The organism is Legionella nigrisilvae (assembly GCF_977063395.2).
This window is the reverse complement of sequence record NZ_CDRUGZ020000011.1, coordinates 531,166-549,153: the sequence shown is the minus strand read 5'-3', so window position 1 is coordinate 549,153 and position 17,988 is coordinate 531,166. Positions and strand designations below refer to the sequence as shown.

Sequence of the window (17,988 nt, the reverse complement as noted above, 5' to 3'; positions counted from 1 at the left end):
ATTATGCAACGTTTAACTATTTCATTACCCGAAAATTTGCATAGCCGTATTTCATCACTGGGGATACAACATCATGAATCAATGTCCAGTATCATTAATCGATTAATTCATGTTGGGTTACAGCACTGGTACGAGGAACAACAAAAAACAAGTTCAATTGTTGAGCAGCATTGTCAGCAATTAATTATTCAAATGAATGCATTGATAAAAAACATGTCAGTAGAGTTACTTAAGTTAACTCAGGAGGACTTGGAGCAGCTGCAAAGAGCGGCAATGAGTAAGTTTGCCGAATTAAACCAAGTGAGTAAGAATAAGTTTTCATTTTAAATTGCGAAAAAACTTAAGAAAACAGGTAGAGGGAGTTCGTATTGGACTTAACCTTTTTGCTGATAAGTAAAAGTAGTTAAAAGAATAGAAAATAAGTGACAGAGCCTTATAATGTCGCCTACTTATTTTTTGGTGGTTCTAATGATTCGATACATACTTTTACTATGTTTTATCTCTCTAAGTTATGCCCAATCTCCTGGCTCTTTTTCACAATCTAAGAAAATTGCAGCACAATTATTTCAAAAACATCCACAAACTATATATTGTCAATGCAGTTATGAAGAGAAAGAAGTAAATTTAGCCAGTTGTGGGATGCAAGCTGCTGATTCAATCAAGCGAGCGCATCGTATTGAATGGGAACATATTATGGCTGCCGAACATTTTGGGCAGCAATTTGCATGTTGGCGTGAGCCTTTGTGCGAGGACAAACATGGTAAATCCTATAAGGGACGACGATGTTGTGAAAAAATCGATGAACAATTTCGCCATGTGGAGGCCGAACTTTATAACTTATGGCCTGAAGTAGGGGTAGTAAATCAAGCTCGTTCGAACTATCGATTTAGCGTGCTGCCTGAGCAATCCGAATATCTAGGATGTACAATGAAAATCGATAAAAAATTACGACGTGCTGAGCCGCCCGATTCTGCCAAAGGAGTCGTGGCACGTGCTTATTTATTTATGTCCGAACATTACGGATTATCCTTAAGCTCATCGCAAAGACAATTGTTTATTGCTTGGAATAAAACATTTCCTCCAAGTTCTTGGGAAAAACAATGGGCATTGCAAGTTGCTGCAATTGAGGGGTATGAAAATCCTTACATTCTAAATTGGCAAGAAAATGCATCGCTTAGAATGGCTTCTCGATAAGAAAAATCACTTTGGTGGTTTTATCATCTTTTATGAAGAAAATTATTTGTGCAAATGACAAACATAGCCCCCTCTTGACTAAAAATTATTTTGAACTGCGCTCTAGTTCCAGTGGTTCAATCAAAAGTAAACGTTATAAATTTTTCTTTACGAAAGTATTTCACGAGGATGTGCTCATTAATCAGTGTTAAGGAGCTATACTGATAATAACTCCTTAAATGAACGAAATTATGTGTGGTCGATTTGCTTATGTGGTGTCTTACGACAAGTTAAAGTATCAATTTAATCTATCCAATTCCATTGAAATTACCCCGCGATTTAATATTGCTCCAGGGGCTGATGTGGTCTGTCTTGTAGAAACGAATGCTCATGAAGTTCAAAGTGTATTGTTGCGCTGGGGACTTATTCCATCTTGGACAACAGACCGAAAAAAAATAGGAGGCCTCATCAATGCACGTGCCGAAACCCTTTTTGAAAAGCCGGCCTTTCTTCAGCCGATGAAATCCAAGCGTTGTTTAATGCCTATGAGTGGTTTTTATGAATGGCATCAAGAAGATGGAGTAAAACAACCTTATTTTTTTCAAAAAAAGAATCATGATTTGCTGGCCGTAGCCGCTCTTTGGGATATCTGGCAGCATGAAGATGAGGTGATTTATTCCTGTTGTTTGATTACCACTGATGCCAATCGAATCATGGAGCCAGTACATCATCGGATGCCTGTTATTTTAGATGAAGTGGCTCAGTCCATTTGGCTGAATAACTCCCAATGTGATAAAGCCCAATTATTGGCCTTAATGAAACCCTATCCCTATGAGGATTTGGAAGGGTATCGGGTTACCACTTTAATGAATAAAGCTGATTTTGACCATCCATTGGCAATGCAACCATTGTCTCAATAAAAAATTTAAAAAATTTTTTCCTTAATATTCTCGAAGACTTAGGGTGAATTTTAGTCCATGTAGCTTTGAGATGGGATTTACAGCGTGTTTTCTTGTGTCTATGATAATTGTACACAAATCAAAAAAAGAGCCATTATGTCATCACGAGGCGGAAAAAGAGCAGGGGCAGGGCGTCCCAAGGGCGAGCCCACCAAAGCAGTTCGTCTTCCCATATCTCAGCTTGCTGAATTAGAGCAACTAAAGAATCGCGCGGCTTACAAATTGCCGGTATTCGCGAGCAAAATACAAGCAGGATTCCCATCACCTGCTGATGATTACATTGAGGGGTATCTCGATTTAAATACCAAATTCATAAAGCATCCATCCGCTACGTTTGTTTTACAAGCTACTGGGGAGTCCATGGTGAACGCCGGTATTTTTTCAGGGGATTGGCTTTTAGTCGACAGAAGCATAGAACCGTCCGATGGTCGTATTGTGATTGCGGCAGTCAATGGTGAGCTCACCGTAAAACAACTTTCGAAAAAAGGAAGCAAGGTGCAATTGCTCCCTGCCAATCCTAAATTTAAACCCATTGATATTACAGAAGAGGATGAAATGGTGATTTGGGGTGTAGTCACTTTAGTACTTCATGAGCTTGCTTAACATGTTTGCACTTGTCGATTGTAATAATTTTTATGCAAGCTGCGAACGTTTATTTCGCCCTGACTTAAGGGATGTTCCCATTGTAGTATTATCGAATAATGATGGATGTTGTATCGCGCGTTCGAATGAGGCGAAAGCCTTAGGAATTGCGATGGGTGAGCCTTATTTTAAAATTAAAAACTTGTGTAAACAGCATGGAGTGAAAGCTTTTTCTTCAAATTATACGCTTTATGGCAACATCAGCCATCGAGTGATGTGCACCATTGAGGAAAACTGGCCACACCTTGAAATCTACTCGATTGATGAAGCGTTTCTTGATTTAAGGACTTTACCGGTTGACTGTCATGATTCTTTTTGTGAGCAATTACAGAAGAAAATTTTAAAACATACAGGAATACCTACTTCCATAGGCATTGGACCTACAAAAACATTAGCTAAAGTGGCGAATCATTTATGTAAAAAGGTCTTTAAGATTCCGGTATTTAATATCACGTCGAATCGTGAGCAATTATTAAAGCAGATTTCAGTAGGGGATGTATGGGGAGTAGGGCGGCAATGGGAAAATAAACTAATTGCCCGAGGGATTCATACTGCCTATGATTTGGCAATGACCCATACTCATCTTTTGAAGAAGAGTTTTAATGTCGTGTTAATGCGTACGGCCATGGAACTTCAAGGAATCAAATGTAATGGTTTAGAAGAAATTGAACCGAAACAAAGTATCATGTCGTCAAAAAGTTTTGGACAGATGCAAACCCGATACCCTTCTATTGCAGAATCGGTGAGTAGCCATTGTGCCAGAGCCGTTGAGAAAATGCGCAACCAGAAATTGGTGGCTCAGCGCATTTTGGTTTTTGTACATACCAATCGGTTTCGGGAAGATTTGGCGCAACACTTTCAATCCATTGAGTTTCGTTTTATCAATCCAACCGATGATTTGCGCCTGATTACCAAAATCGCCAAACGATGTTTGCAACGTATTTTTAAACCAGGATATTACTATAAAAAAGCTGGCGTTTGTCTTGAAGATTTAATTCCTAAAAACCCAAGACAATTGGATCTATTTCATCAGCCGAGTGATGAACAATTAGATCATACGGAACAACTGATGAGTGTGTTTGACCGAATCAACCAAAAATTTGGACGAAGCACAATTCGACTCGCAGCGGAAGGCTATTCAAAACCCTGGGCAATGCGTGCTGAGCTTAAATCACCTGCCTATACCACGCGATGGTCTGAGGTTCCTCAAGTTCATTTGTATTAAAGGGGTTTATCATGAATGAATTAAAGAGGAATCCGATAAGAAAAATCATTCATATTGATATGGATTGTTTTTATGCAGCAATCGAAATGCGTGATTTTCCTGAGCTTGCGAATAAACCCATCGCGGTTGCTGGAGCGGCTGACCGAAGAGGGGTTATTGCAACGTGCAATTATGCGGCACGAGCATATGGGGTTCGCTCAGCCATGCCCACAGCACAGGCATTGAAATTATGTCGCCACCTTGTCTTACGGCCTATACGCATGGAGGTTTAGGAAAAATTAAACTCTTTGAATATTAAAACATGTGGTGATTTACACCATTATTCCATGGAATATTTATCCAATGAATTTGGTGTTATCGGGCAGCGACTTTATGATTTAGCACGTGGAATTGATGAGCGTCCTGTTAATCCTGAGCGTATTCGCAAATCCATTAGTGTTGAAGAAACTTATTTGCAGGACTTACCGGATGTACAAGCCTGTTTTGCAGCTTTACCAGAATTAATGGTACGTCTTGGGCCGCGAATTAAAGGTGCGGGAGCATTGTCTTCAATACACACTCTTTTTGTTAAATTAAAATTTAATGATTTTCAGCGCCTTGTTCTTGAAGCAGAAGATTCAAGGTCGCCCAGCAATCGTTAATCGCTCTATGGCCATCATAAAAATATCCCAACTTCCAGTTAAGATAATCAAGCTTCGAGCTTTCATAGTCCCGCTCTTTCCAATCGATATCTTTTATTGTGCAACCGAAGGGGAGGGAAGTAACTCGTTCCTTTATCTCTTCAGGTGTTTGTAATTCAAGAAAATTACGGTCAAATTGAGCATTGTGACATATTATTAAGTGACTCTCTTTTAGCACTTGGAAAACAAAGTCCCAATTAATTGCCTTGTTCATTACATCTTCATTATGAATGCCTGTAATTTTTGTAATTTCAGCAGGTATTGGTTTGCCAGGGTCATTCAGTTCATTATAAGAATGCTTAATTTCTAGAATTCCGTCCTCATTGGAAAATAAAAATGAAAAGCATACCTATTTCAATGATTTCATGTTGGGTTGCATCCATGCCCATTGTTTCCAAATCAATTATGGTCGTCATAAATACTTTGGATGAAGGTTGAGTCGCACGTTCTTTAATTTGCATAGGTACCCGCTTTAAAACTTGAAAGTCGGGATGTCGTGATAGTGTATCGAAGGATTGTTCAATCATATATAGCTATTTAAGATCATTTAAAAAATTTTCTGATGGGTTAAATAGTAACGCAGAATTCTGACAGGTTTTAGGCATGTTACAAATTTATATAACTGAATTATCGACTATAGCGATTTGCATATTCCTAATCAAACATTATAAATATCATTTGTACCGACCTGGTGAAAAAGATCTATTAAAAGGATAATTAAAAGATTATGAGTCGTTTAATGTTATAGCAATGCAATAGTTGTCGTATAAGCTTGGATTAGTACTTCAATTAATTTCTCTACTAAAATTAGTTTTATGCAAAATCTTCCAATTCATTAATAATTTGGGGAGGAAAAACTTAGGATTATGCACACAATCTACCGAGATAATGAAAAAAGAAAAAATGAGGTATTCACTCTATACTTTAAAAAGATATTTTATCTAAATGGATTTTTTATGAAGAATATCATTATTATTATTATTGTTATTTTGTGTAATTGTGCTTATGGTAAAATTTATAAATGGGTAGACTCTTCTGGCGTCACTCATTATAGTGAAGAGCCGATAACGGAGATACAAACTACCCCTGCTAATAATACACCTCCACAATCTCCTCAATCTAAGCCCTCTGACCTGGGTAAACGTCCACCAGAATACGAAACAGCTATCTATGAACTTAAATCAGCAAAAACTATAGAATGCTATTTTCCTCAAGGCATGATTGCAAATTGGCAGGGAAAAACAATGAAACTTGAGGAAGATCATATGTCTAATGCGATTCATTTTGACAATATTGATCTTTCAAATAAAAAGCACGCTAGGATGATAGGTAATTTGGGTGCTACTGATGTTATAGCTTTTGGGTCACCTAGTGGGATTACATTTACTGAAGTTACTGATGTGGGAAATTTAATGTATACAACTGTCTTTCCCTTCTATTTGGGGAATAAAAGAATTAATTCTGAACCATCAAATACTTTTCTTTTTCAAAAAGCTTATATTGCCGTCACCTCCCGTCATATCTATGCCCCAATTATTGGACCAATGCCTTCTCAAATCCAAGGATATTGTCGGATCCTGGAATAAATTAAAAGTCCCTCGTTGCCTCTAAAGGCATTTTAAATCTCTATTAGTTAGATGTAATTTAGTTCTGGATATCTGCCTTAGTATAAGGAAACATGTGTTTCCCAATTAAAATAAACTTTTCGATCAATGATATCGTTTTGAGGAAGAGATTTCCTTTTGTATTTGTTTATAATTTCAATATCAAGCCAAGTTCTTTTTCTACTAGAACATTTCCGTCCACTAATATTAGAAAAGCAGTACATTGGATTTTTAACAAATCTTGTTTGTCGAAATGTGAACTCTCGGCACATCTTACGCTCTCATGGAAGGGTGGCCTTCTTCTTGACGAGGTAGGTTCAGGCTAACCCAACAATCGATAATCGTTTGATGATAAGAAAAAGTGCGAAATGGACAATGGATGCGCGACTTCAATTGTAAGCTATAATCAAATGAAATATTCATAAAATGGATTTTTATGTTGATATATAAAAAAGTAGCAATAATAACTATTATTTTTCCGCTAATGTTTTTAAATGGATGTTCAAGTGATAATAAACAAGATAGTTTTTTTATTTATGCTGAAATCAATCAAGAAGAACACTTATGTTTCATGAAAAAGGGATTCCATGATGAGAAATATGAAGGAGAATTCAGAAATTCCGGAGGTGACGAGAAAATAATAAATTGTAACATTCCCTTACCAACACAATTTAAAGACAAATATAAAATGTGTGTGCTTTCAGGTATTTCAATTGATGGACGAGATCAAGTTGGGATTAGTATGAATGGATGGTCTTGTGATGTGAGTTCAGTTTTTAGTAGCGTAACAATGTATATGAAATCTAAAGCGACACGTGGTCAAGTTAGTTGTAGCATGCTCTGTATTAAAAATTAATGAGCATAGATTCTATAATAGATCCAATAATAAAAACTGCTGCTCCAACCATTTCCAGTTTGCAGGGAATATATCTTAATAGAGTTTAGTATTTATAAAACAAAATTGTTTGAGATAGATAACGTACCTTATCTATCTCCTACAGGGTAGTATCGAGAAAAGTCAAAGAAAATTACCATTGAATTTACAGGGATAGCAAATAATAATAATGAAGTTTGCGATGGATAAGGTATTTTTACGGGGTCATTCTTGAAAATGCGATAATTTATATTTTTTAATTATAGAGCTATATTTATATATGATTCTGACTGGTATGGCTGATGAGCTATTTGTTTCATCAATGCTTTTTGACACTTCAAAACTATCAAAATAACTGAGGGTATCTTTATTCAGAATCTCTTTTCCTTTCTGCAGATGCTCAACCCTGATTTGTTTATGCATATTCCATAGCTGATCCAAGAAAGTCCTAAAGTGTCGTAATATCTCGCATATCTGAATCATTTTCTTCTAAAAGATTGTTGATAGAATCTTTTCGAATTTTATCCATTTCGGGATTTTCCTTCCCCGTCTGTTTATAATGGTCATAGAAGTCAGAATCACTTTTAAACTAGAAGGTTTTAGTTTTGTTTCCAAATATTGATTGCCATCATCCTCCTTAATTCCTCTAAATATTTCAAGTGCTGGGGCAGCAAACCCATAATGTTGAGTATAGTGTCTTAACTCATTCATAAAAGAGAATACTGCATGCTTTTTTAAATATTCATTTTTTTTTACATTAAATAAATCCTTTTTTGTTATTGTTTTTATACTTCTATTGCCATATTGCAAGTAGTTATAAATACTCGCTAAAGTGTTCGATATATATCTGTTAGCCTCAACTCTAATATTGGTTAGTTGTTGTTCGCCCAATTGCTTAATTATTCTTCAAACAAGACTCTTACTTAAATATTTAGACAATATAAAAACAGAAATTCAGAATGCAATGAGTAGCTCAGATTAATCGTAAAACCAGGGATAGGAAGAGGGGAGGGAAATTAGGCGTAAATAATGTTTAAAAAGTCTGATTATCCTTAAAACTAAGGTCAGCTCTAATTATCTAACGCCATGTCACGAAATACCTGATTAATGCATAATAAAATCTGTATTAATATTTACCAATATAAATGATTGATAACTTCTGTGATAATAAAAAATAGTACGTCATTTGATTAATGACGTAGCTTTTCTACTTAAATAATGCCCATTAAGTATATACTTATCTTGAAGATTAAATTAATGGAATAAATTATGAAAATAAATACTTTCGTATTTCTGTGTTTTTTTCCACTTGTTACTTATGCTGAGAATACTAAATTTTATTCTCAAGAACAATTTGGAGCTAAATGGCCCTTTACAGTAAATGAAGGCTACTTAGCGTGTGAGCCTCATAATGCAGTTATTTTTATTACCAATGATGGAAAAAAATACGGAGTAAATGGAATAGCACAAAGCACGCGTAAATATTTAAAACTCGAAGAAATTTGGAAACCTAATTTGGAGCCTGGATTGGAAAGCTCTAAAATGTCGCTGCCTGATAATTTTATTCAGGATGGTTTGTCTTTATGCGAATGACCTTGTGATCTTTAAAAGGGCGGCAATTATTTAGCTAATTATGATTAAATTAAATATTAATTATGCTTAACGCTATGGGCCATGAACCTTGAGAAATTGGGAGCAGAGGACCTGCTAAGGGCTTACTAAGAGCCATAAAGAATGATCCGGAACATGTGTTAGCTACCTTGGCAAGCTATCCAATTTCATAGGGAAAAAGAATGACTAAACTAAGTGATATTTATAAAGCTTATGCTGCAGAAATGCAATCAGTCCTAAACTTGTCCGAGCTTTTGCTCCAAAAGCAGAAATAAAAGGTAACTGAAAGATTTTCGAAGTCATATATTTAAGTATGAATTCTCATTTCATCGCTATTTGACTATTTCTTTAGTACACTTCATTATTAAATGTTAATACATTTAACAATAAATTTGATTCTCCTATTTAGGAAATATTTATATCTATACTAAGAAACGTAGAGTAATTATGTTCGCATTATCTCCTTCTCTGGAAATTGGCTCCTATGAATATCTTTTAAATGAGAAGGTATCTTCCTATAAGCAACTTGTTGATTTAATTGAAAAATCACATGCAACTAGCTTGAGTGATTTAGTTGAAAAGGATATTGCACAAAAGTATTTAAATCTTGTTTTGGAAAGATTTAATAAAGCCCCTATTCCTAATCTAAACGTATTTATTAGAGGTACTATAGATTATTTATCTAAATTGAATGATGCGGAATATCCTCTTCCTCTATTATATTATCAAGGTAATCTTGATTATCTATATACTAAGGGAGTTGCCGTTGTAGGATCGAGAAAGCCCTCTGAGACTGGTATAAAAAGAACACAGAAATTAGTTAAAGAGCTAGTATCTCAGGATTTAACAATAATTTCTGGATTGGCCTCGGGAATAGATACTGCAGCACACAAAACATCTATTGAGTTAAAAGGTAGAACTATCGCTGTAATAGGAACACCAATTACTCATTTTTATCCCCCTGAAAATAGATCTCTTCAACAATTGATTGCACAGGATCATTTGTTAATCTCGCAAGTTCCAATTATTAGATATGAGAGTGGAAATCCTAAAAGTAATCGCTTTAATTTTCCAGAAAGAAATAAAACTATGTCTGCAATCAGTGAGGCAACAATCATTGTAGAAGCGGGAAATACTTCGGGCTCATTAACACAAGCAACAGCAGCAATTAAACAAAAAAGAAAATTATTTATTCTTAACAATAATTTTGAAAATAAAAACTTAACATGGCCTGAAAAATTTGAGAAATTAGGCGCCATTCGTGTTAAAAGCACAAACGATATATTGAATCATTTACTTTGATGTATAAAATACTTGCTTTAGAAAATTGGGAATTAGAGAGAAATCGCTTTGCCCTAGAAGAAAATGATAAATGTTATTATTATATGACATACGATTCATGGTCTAGTATATTTGATAATGAACAAAAGCAGATCGTTTCGAATTTAAAAATTTCACCCCAAGATATTCGTAAGAGTCCCCTGAGAGAAAAGTACAAAGCAAAGAGTATAGCGACTATTTCTGAGTGGTTAATACAGACAATTAAGAAACATCCTGAATTAACTAATTTTTTATGGATCCCTGCTCCTCCATCAAAAGCACCTGGGGATGAAAATCATGATAATAGGTTAGTTAAAATATTAGACTTGGTTAGTGCTGCTATTCCTGAATTTATTTTTTTTGATGCTCTTTATGTTAAAAAATCGGTGGACGAAAGCCATAAGACAAATGATAGAGATGTGCAAAAAAAACTACTAAATTTAGGAATTGACGAGAATTTTATCAATAAACTTAAAAATAAAAGTGTTGTTATTTTTGATGATGTATTAACTACCGGTACAACATTTAAAGCTGCACAAATAAAAATTCATCAGATTGATAAGGCCTTAAAAGTTATTGGTATTTTTATTGCCAAAGCAATAGCCACTTCGAATGATATTATGTAATGTTTATTCTATTAGCTACGGTGAATTAAATATTTTCTAACTACGTGAGGACTAATATTATGGTTTTTTAAAAGGGAAGGGCTGGGATTAAACTCCTAATATTATAAAATCTGATCAAAGGTAAAATTAGGCCTTACATAGATGTAGAGAGGGTTAATGAAAAGGGACGAGGAAATATTTGTATGAGTTCTTTAAATATTGTGAGGAACAAAATAGAAGAGATAGAAACTATTGCATACCTAAGTTTCCAAAATCAAAAATCTAAAAATATTCTTTATCATGGATTAAATCAAAATGAGTTAGAGACTTTACTAAATAAATTACTAGATTAGTCCATCTACTGGTGATTATAGATTGTAATAGGCCTTGGAAGAGGAAGTTACAACCAAGTGCAAGATCAATCTAATATATTGATTAATCGTAAAACCACACTTTACAAAGGTAAAACAGGTCAAATTCAAGTTGTTAGTGAAACAGAGACGCTAATTTTCTGAATTTGGAAAGGATGGATTGAATATAAGAATTAAATAATGCCACAGTTGACGCTCACCATTTCTCAAAATATTAATGCTAATCTTATTAATTTCAAAAGTCTTTTCGAGCAGATTCATAAAGCTCTGCTAGTTGTACCTAATATGGATGTAAACACTGCTCATAGTGGTGTTATTCAAGAAAGTTTTTCTTACATTGGGTTTGACAATCCTAAGGCAACAAAAGTTTATCTCCAGCTTTACTGGATGGAAAATGAAGAAAGAACAGCAATGAAACCAGTTCTAGGAAAGACTTTGCTTGATATTCTTGACAATAATGTTGTTCCAGAAGTAGTAGGGCAGGGGTTAATATGTATTCCTAGAGTCAGGATCGCAAATCTTGGGAATTTGAATCAATGCTATTTCATTGGTTGATAATAAATTTCGCCTTGTAACTTTCACTATTAAGTATGATAACTGTGAATAGTAGACTTAAAGCAGGTAGTGACTTCGAAATAGAACAAATGCATGAAAATAGATTTTTTAGCCTCAAAAGCGATAACGTTCGCAAAACCCGCATTTTTTAACTCTATCATGAAAAAATCACTAATAGATAATATGATAATTAATTATTTGTAGTGAGTTGTTGGTGAAAATATGGTGAAGAGAAGGTAAAAAATATGATTAGATAATGAATTCCTTACACCATATAATTCACCTTGTATTCACCGTCATTTATTGCTTATAAACCTTTAGATTTTACTAAAAAAATTTAATAATCATAAAGATATGTTGCATTATTTATTGTGCGAAAGGTGTGCTCGATTTCTTTTTCTTTTGTTAATTAACGATCTATTTATTAGTTTATTAAGATTATTTGTATGAGTTAGTTTTCTAGCGCATTCCAATTGCGCGATTGTGATTGAAGATAAATTAGGGATAGTTTATCTTGCATTATATAAAACAAAATGTTTTAATTCAAAAAACAAATCGTGTTTTTAATTTCCCATACATGAGTAAATTTATGTTAAATGTCAATGTATTGCCTCGACTTATTCGTCTAAAGGATGCTCCATTTTATCTAGGAATGGATCGCCATCGCTTTAATGAAGAAGTTAGACCGACTATAACAGAGATACCAATTGGGATACAAGGAATAGCTTTCGATAGACTTGATTTAGATGCTTGGGTAGACGACTATAAGCAGTGTAGTGGTCGTCCTGCGATAACCAAGCAAAGGAGTTTGGAACAATGGGACGAAAAAGAACACCAGGCCTGCAGAAACGCGGGAGTATCTGGTACATTGATAAAAAGATCTTTGGAAAAAGACTTTGTGAAAGCACTGGAACAGGCAGTCTCGATGAAGCGGAAAAATACTTAGCTAGACGACTTGAAGAGATACGCTTAGCATCCGTTTATGGGGTTAGGCCAAAACGTTCTTTTATAGAAGCGGCTACTAAGTTTCTGAATGAAAACCAGCATAAGAAAAGCCTGAGATCTGATGCGGGACGTTTACGAGTCTTAGTTAAGTATATTGGTAACATATCTATTGATGCGATTCATGCGGGTACACTGCAACCGTTCATTGATAGTAGAAGAAAAGATGGAATTAAAACACGAACAATAAATCATGGTTTAAAAGTTGTTCGACGTATTCTTAACTTGGCTTCTACTGAGTGGATTGATGATTTTGGTTTAACCTGGCTTGCGAGTGCTCCAAAGATAAAACTTTTGCCAGAGAATGACCTGCGAAAACCCTGTCCTTTAAATTGGGAAGAGCAGGAACGGCTTTTTCAAGAATTGCCCACACATCTTGAGAGAATGGCATTATTTGCTGTTAATTCAGGATGTAGGGAGCAAGAAGTTTGTCAGCTTTGTTGGGATTGGGAAGTAAAAATACCCTCCTTACCGAACATATTAGTATTTATAATACCTGGTGTGTTGGTAAAAAATGGTGAGGAAAGATTGATTGTATGTAACGATGTTGCACGGGCAGTGATTGAAAGCCAACGAAATGTGCATAATCAATATGTATTTACATATCAGGGTAAGCCAGTAAGTAGAATGAATGCAACTGCTTGGAGAAAAGCAAGAGTAAGAGTTAATTTAGAGCATGTTCGTGTACACGATTTGAAACATACTTTTGGTCGTAGATTGCGGGCAGAGGGTGTAAGTTTTGAAGATAGACAGGATTTACTTGGCCATCGTTCAGGACGAATCACCACACACTATTCTTCAGCAGAGTTGCAGAATTTATATGAAGCAGCAAATAAAGTTTGCTCAAAGAAACAAAGTGGGGTCGTACTCACTTTAGTTCGTAAGGCAAATCGGAATAACATAGATAGAAGCATTCATAAAGAGAAGGTGATAGTTCTTTAAAATTTTAAAACTTCTACTAGGTCACGCAATAGTCACGCAAGTGATTTTTGCATATTAGGTAAGTCGATTATAACTTATTGATTATACTCGGGTCTCATGGTGGCCAGAGGCAGAATCGAACTGCCGACACGAGGATTTTCAGTCCTCTGCTCTACCGACTGAGCTATCTGGCCCCGAGGGTTGCTATTAGACTCCGAGAAGCGTTTTGAGTCAAGTGTTGAATGCATTTTTTTTTAAAAAAAATCATTTTTTTTTGGGATTAGGTTTTACATTTAAGTACTAAGGAATACTTTATTTTACACTTTATGTTTTTTGTTCGATTTATGGTTAATAGTTGTCCTTATTTAAGTTCTAAATGAATGCTTTATGGATTATTCTCGATCAAGTTGGGAGGGATCTTCTTATTTGTGTTGTATTTGCTCAGTGTTTTGGAGTAAAGGGAGGTTTTTGAAAATTATTTTTGCCTTTGGACTTTTTAAGAGCACTATCATTTATTCTGACGCTTTTTCTTGGAAACTTATATGCTTGCTAATCGATAAAGTACAAATCCATTTAGTTCTGGATCCCGCGGACAAGCCGCAGGACGTAGGAAATTTAATAAGAATAGAATTAACAATTAGCAAAAACCAAAAAACAAATAACAGGGTAGCTGGTGGGATAATTCAGCCCGACCTTATAACGGGATTTTAATATTTATTCGTTTTGAATTATTCAGGGGTGTAACCTGCTGGTTTTTCAGAGCCGTCACCAAAAAAATATTTTTGCATTTCTTCTTTTAAAAACTCACGGGCTTTAGCTTCCATTAAATTGAGACGATATTCATTGATGATCATGGTTTGATGGGATAACCACATATTCCAAGCTTGTTTTGATACTTCGTTATAAATCCGTTCTCCTAATGCACCAGGGAAGGGGGGTTTTAATAAACCTTCGGATTCTTGTTTTAACTTACAGCAATGTACTATTCTGGTCATGTTTTGCCTCTTATTTCCAACATATAAACGTTGCATAGTTTACGTATTATTCGGCATTTGTGTAGTTAAAAATATATATTTTTAGTCGGACCGGTGTTTTGCCTGCGCCAGTAAAATATGTTGGGATAAAATTTGCTCCTGTTCATTCGTTAATCCATTAAAGCATACTGCTGTACGATAATTATGTTCGTTTTGGTACTGACTATAGACTACAGTTCCTTCAACGATTATGGGTATCATTTTGGGTTTTGTATAGATGACTAATTTTAAAAGAGTTTTCTCTTTAATGAGATCTGGAGTTTTAAATGCCATTCCACCTAAACTGATATTGACTTTGCGCAGTTGAATGGTATTTGTCATTAACATTTGTCGTGATAAATAATCTATTTTGGCGTTGAGTAGGTTCAGGTAATGGGCTACTGTTGGTTCTTTGAGGGCAATGACTTGGGTCAACTCTGCCAACTCATAATCAATTTCTTGAAAATAATGTGCTGCCTCAAGATATCGCTGTCCATTTTTTCCTAAAAGTTGATCTACAACTGCGCGATCAGGACACAGTTCCCCTGGTTCCATAATTCGGTAGTTAAAATAAATATGATCTTCTACCCGAAAATGTTGACGTCTTTCATGTATAGGCATAGTAGCTCCATTAACTGCATTTTAGTAAACAAGTCTCCTTGACTTCAATTACACGACATACTTAGTTGTTCTTCTTGTCTCATATCCAATGCTGATGAGTTTGATGATGATTGTGTTATCCACTCATCTTCTTTCTTCTCTTCCTTTGTTTCATTGATTTCATTGGATTCAGTTTGATTCGATTCATTTTGAAACAAATTTGTTGTTAAAACGTGCATCCAAGGCATTGACAATGCTTCCAATTTCAATATCACTTTTTTCGCAGAGTCAGAGAGCATTCGACTTTCATGCTGTGCTTCAGTGTAATTGGTTGCAGTTTCCACTCTAAGGATGCATTCGTCCAGAAAGTCAGTAAATTCCTGATTTGTTATTTTATCTTGCCTTACTGCTTCTAATACTACAGCATTAAATTCAGATACTCTATCCAGCTTCAATGCAGCGATAAATGCTGCACTTAGATTTTTTGGGATTTTTGAAGCAATCATTAGCTTTTGTAGTTGTTGTTGCGCGTCAAAAGAGAATTTTTTAAGGACATGCATGCCAAAACCTTTATCATAAGCCCTATCAATATGTTCTTTGAGGTGTTTCTCGGTCTCCGTGATGCATTTCAACTGTTCATCAATAGGAATTGAAGAATTCATTTTTTCACGATACGTTGTAATCGTGTTCATAATGTAAGTTCTATTTCCGGCTTTATATGCTTCCTTGATGAGATCCAAATCCGCTGGATCCAAATAGTTTGTAGAAAGATCCAGTACCAGTCTATGTTCGGGATGAAGCAAATCCTCTCTTAAAGCTGCTAGATGAACTTTAGTTAGAGTTATTGTTTTAGAAGAGGTAATCGTAATAGATTCACCCCCACCACGTCGCTTAATAAAATCCAACAGAAGTGAAGAAACCTTATCACTAAAAGTTAATTGGATTAAGTTATCACCTAGGTCTTCTATTTTCTTAATTTTATTAAGTTGTCTGTAAGTCCATGGATATTTAAATGGACGACCATCATCACTGAATAATATAGGATTATGCAGTAACTTTTCAAAAATTAAGACTTGTCTAATCTCTAAAATACCTACATTACCGCTTGTTTGCGGCAGCATTTCATCGATGTACTTAAGACGCTCCATAATTCGAGTTCGGAGTATCTCTGCGTCTTTTTCAAGCACGATCAAGTCGCTCAGATTAGTTGTTAATTGGCTTTGTTTTTCGAGGCTTAATTGCTTTTTAAATTGGCGTTTAATCCGGTTTTGTTGTTTTTGATGTTGCCATGCGACATGAGTGAGATATTGACTCAGTTTTTCGCCTATGGAGCGTAATTGCATGATGCTTTGAAATTTGGAACTCATTGAGGAATCTTCAATGATAGTACGATTGCGTCCTAAACCATGGCGAGTATGTTTTTTAAAAAATTCTACGGGTATCAAACACAAGCGTGAATCAAGAATAAATTTGTGTGTATCCATAAGGGATTGATCAAAAATAAAAAGTGATTTTGCTGTTTTTAAAGCCTTGTTTTGACAGTTGCCACCAATTGTATCGGTATCACTACATAGATAAAGCAAACCAAGAGCGTTCCCAAAATCATTAATAAAACAATCCGATTGAATTCCTTCACCTAGGGGTTTAATCGTTGAATAATGTGTATAAGTTTTTCCTGCTAACCATGCATAGAATGATTTTCCTAAAGAAAACTCGCTAAGTAAACGAATCTCTGAAAAAGGGATAAATAAGGCAGGGTGTCCATTATGGAAAATTGTAGTTGTGGCCGTCGTATCTAATTCAAGTAATCGGGAAATATTTAGTGCCATAGCCTCATGTTGAACTTCTTTAATATCACCGTGTTTGGGTAATTTTATAATGGCTTCGGTGCTGAGCTTATAGAGTTCTCTTTCAGTGTGATAATCCTCAATACTGAAACCGTCCTCTTTCGCACAAAGACGACGCAACTGTTCTTTTACAGTCCCAAGACTAATTAATGAGATTTTTTCGGTTACACCGCCTACGTTTTCTTGGAGGGTGCAATAGTAAAGTTCTGTTCCATTATCTTGCGGAATATTAATTCGCTTTAATTCGTTTATTTTATTGAGATCCAAAAGTATATTTAATTTTTTTTCTAACTTTTCTCTTTGTGATTTATCATTAGATAATCGCTCTATTTCTTCCTCATACCGTTGGATTAATGATGTTATATGTATTGAGTTTGATGCGTCAAAGGGTTTAGCGTCTGGAAAGGTCTGGGTCAAGGTATAAAGATTTGCTCTACAGCTAACTATTAAATGTTCTAACTCAGTATCTACATTTTGAGGAATATACGTTGGGCGTTCGTAGTAGTCATCTTTGGGTAATTGAAGAATTTCATGGGCATTCCGGGTATAACGTATGCCTTCTTCAGCTTTTTTGAGGTCCACGCTTTTTAATAGAGGAGGGGATCCCCCTTTTTCAAAAGTAGTAGAATATTTAATGATGCCACAAAACTCACGCCACTGATCTGGGTCTGTTTCCAGGGTTTGCAGGTTGAATAAACCATTATGATGAAGATCGATATGATCTAATAATTTTTCAAAATCGGTATACAGCGTCCGATCCATATTTTGCATTTTTACTGCAACAGGATTTTCACTTTTTTCTTTTAAAAAACGTTTAATAATCCTGTTTTTTTGCTCCAACTCCATTGGTTACATCCTTATAAAACCAATTTGACCTATTTATAATATAGACAATTTTTTTATTTTTGGTCAAAAAATACTTTAGGGATTTACGTATAATAATCAATACAAATAAAGATGAAAACTATATTAAATTACAATAAGTT

General features: G+C 35.0%; 18 protein-coding genes, 1 tRNA gene and 1 pseudogene. 13 read left to right on the top strand and 7 right to left on the bottom strand.

From position 1 onward, the window contains the following. Nucleotides 1-3 precede the first annotated feature (3 nt). The 6 genes and pseudogenes from ACWTE2_RS02475 to ACWTE2_RS02450 all read left to right on the top strand — a co-directional run. Complete coding sequence (locus ACWTE2_RS02475) at nt 4-327, top strand: hypothetical protein (RefSeq protein WP_454783997.1); 324 nt, start codon at nt 4-6, stop codon at nt 325-327. A 141-nt stretch (nt 328-468) separates the two neighbouring features. Then, entirely contained in the window at nt 469-1,194 is a 726-nt protein-coding gene (locus ACWTE2_RS02470; protein WP_454783996.1) for an endonuclease, read from the top strand. 230 nt (nt 1,195-1,424) lie between these two features. Beyond that, the gene (locus ACWTE2_RS02465) at nt 1,425-2,093 is read left to right on the top strand and encodes an SOS response-associated peptidase (RefSeq protein WP_454784432.1); all 669 of its coding nucleotides are present in this window, start codon (nt 1,425-1,427) and stop codon (nt 2,091-2,093) included. 135 nt (nt 2,094-2,228) lie between these two features. Continuing rightward, nucleotides 2,229-2,735, top strand: a complete 507-nt coding sequence (locus tag ACWTE2_RS02460) for a LexA family protein (protein WP_454783995.1) — start codon at nt 2,229-2,231, stop codon at nt 2,733-2,735. After that, nucleotides 2,722-3,999 carry a Y-family DNA polymerase gene (locus ACWTE2_RS02455; RefSeq protein ID WP_454783994.1) on the top strand — a complete coding sequence of 426 codons (1,278 nt, stop codon included), beginning with the start codon at nt 2,722-2,724 and terminating at the stop codon, nt 3,997-3,999. The genes ACWTE2_RS02460 and ACWTE2_RS02455 overlap by 14 nt, the downstream gene beginning before the upstream one ends. 11 nt (nt 4,000-4,010) lie before the next feature. Next, a pseudogene (locus ACWTE2_RS02450) lies at nt 4,011-4,607 on the top strand (Y-family DNA polymerase); the annotation flags it as partial. Here the strand turns inward: ACWTE2_RS02450 and ACWTE2_RS02445 are convergent. Both ACWTE2_RS02445 and ACWTE2_RS02440 read right to left on the bottom strand, forming a co-directional pair. Further along, on the bottom strand, nt 4,579-4,929 hold the full coding sequence (locus ACWTE2_RS02445; protein ID WP_454784431.1) for an exonuclease domain-containing protein: 351 nt from the start codon (nt 4,927-4,929) through the stop codon (nt 4,579-4,581). The pseudogene ACWTE2_RS02450 and the gene ACWTE2_RS02445 overlap by 29 nt on opposite strands. A 70-nt stretch (nt 4,930-4,999) precedes the next feature. Then, complete coding sequence (locus ACWTE2_RS02440) at nt 5,000-5,206, bottom strand: hypothetical protein (RefSeq protein ID WP_454783993.1); 207 nt, start codon at nt 5,204-5,206, stop codon at nt 5,000-5,002. A 429-nt stretch (nt 5,207-5,635) separates the two neighbouring features. Here ACWTE2_RS02440 and ACWTE2_RS02435 point away from each other — a divergent pair, with 429 nt between their 5' ends. Both ACWTE2_RS02435 and ACWTE2_RS02430 read left to right on the top strand, forming a co-directional pair. Next, complete coding sequence (locus ACWTE2_RS02435) at nt 5,636-6,265, top strand: DUF4124 domain-containing protein (protein WP_454783992.1); 630 nt, start codon at nt 5,636-5,638, stop codon at nt 6,263-6,265. A 454-nt stretch (nt 6,266-6,719) separates the two neighbouring features. Beyond that, on the top strand, nt 6,720-7,139 hold the full coding sequence (locus ACWTE2_RS02430; RefSeq protein WP_454783991.1) for a hypothetical protein: 420 nt from the start codon (nt 6,720-6,722) through the stop codon (nt 7,137-7,139). A gap of 507 nt (nt 7,140-7,646) precedes the next feature. On the opposite strand, the gene ACWTE2_RS02425 is transcribed toward ACWTE2_RS02430, so the two are convergent. Further along, nucleotides 7,647-8,048: a hypothetical protein gene (locus tag ACWTE2_RS02425; RefSeq protein ID WP_454783990.1), complete on the bottom strand. Its 402-nt coding sequence runs from the start codon at nt 8,046-8,048 to the stop codon at nt 7,647-7,649. 378 nt (nt 8,049-8,426) lie between these two features. Between ACWTE2_RS02425 and ACWTE2_RS02420 the strand changes: the two genes are divergently transcribed. The 5 genes from ACWTE2_RS02420 (at nt 8,427) to ACWTE2_RS02400 (ending at nt 13,563) form a co-directional block, all read left to right on the top strand. Continuing rightward, a complete protein-coding gene (locus tag ACWTE2_RS02420; protein WP_454783989.1) occupies nt 8,427-8,750 on the top strand; it encodes a DUF2511 domain-containing protein in 324 nt (107 codons plus the stop codon). A gap of 465 nt (nt 8,751-9,215) precedes the next feature. Beyond that, on the top strand, nt 9,216-10,070 hold the full coding sequence (locus tag ACWTE2_RS02415) for a DNA-processing protein DprA (protein ID WP_454783988.1): 855 nt from the start codon (nt 9,216-9,218) through the stop codon (nt 10,068-10,070). Next, the gene (locus tag ACWTE2_RS02410) at nt 10,070-10,714 is read left to right on the top strand and encodes a phosphoribosyltransferase (RefSeq protein ID WP_454783987.1); all 645 of its coding nucleotides are present in this window, start codon (nt 10,070-10,072) and stop codon (nt 10,712-10,714) included. Before ACWTE2_RS02415 ends, ACWTE2_RS02410 begins: the two co-directional genes overlap by 1 nt. A gap of 530 nt (nt 10,715-11,244) precedes the next feature. Then, nucleotides 11,245-11,619 carry a hypothetical protein gene (locus ACWTE2_RS02405; protein ID WP_454783986.1) on the top strand — a complete coding sequence of 125 codons (375 nt, stop codon included), beginning with the start codon at nt 11,245-11,247 and terminating at the stop codon, nt 11,617-11,619. An 816-nt stretch (nt 11,620-12,435) separates the two neighbouring features. Next, nucleotides 12,436-13,563, top strand: a complete 1,128-nt coding sequence (locus tag ACWTE2_RS02400; RefSeq protein ID WP_454783985.1) for a tyrosine-type recombinase/integrase — start codon at nt 12,436-12,438, stop codon at nt 13,561-13,563. 97 nt (nt 13,564-13,660) lie between these two features. Here the strand turns inward: ACWTE2_RS02400 and ACWTE2_RS02395 are convergent. The 4 genes from ACWTE2_RS02395 to ACWTE2_RS02380 form a co-directional block, all read right to left on the bottom strand. Continuing rightward, a tRNA-Phe gene (locus tag ACWTE2_RS02395) sits at nt 13,661-13,736 on the bottom strand. 534 nt (nt 13,737-14,270) lie between these two features. Then, nucleotides 14,271-14,537 carry an oxidative damage protection protein gene (locus ACWTE2_RS02390; protein WP_182390970.1) on the bottom strand — a complete coding sequence of 89 codons (267 nt, stop codon included), beginning with the start codon at nt 14,535-14,537 and terminating at the stop codon, nt 14,271-14,273. Nucleotides 14,538-14,618: 81 nt separating this feature from the next. Next, a complete protein-coding gene (locus ACWTE2_RS02385; protein ID WP_182390969.1) occupies nt 14,619-15,176 on the bottom strand; it encodes a PilZ domain-containing protein in 558 nt (185 codons plus the stop codon). 44 nt (nt 15,177-15,220) lie between these two features. After that, entirely contained in the window at nt 15,221-17,848 is a 2,628-nt protein-coding gene (locus tag ACWTE2_RS02380; protein ID WP_454783984.1) for a hypothetical protein, read from the bottom strand. Nucleotides 17,849-17,988: the final 140 nt, after the last annotated feature.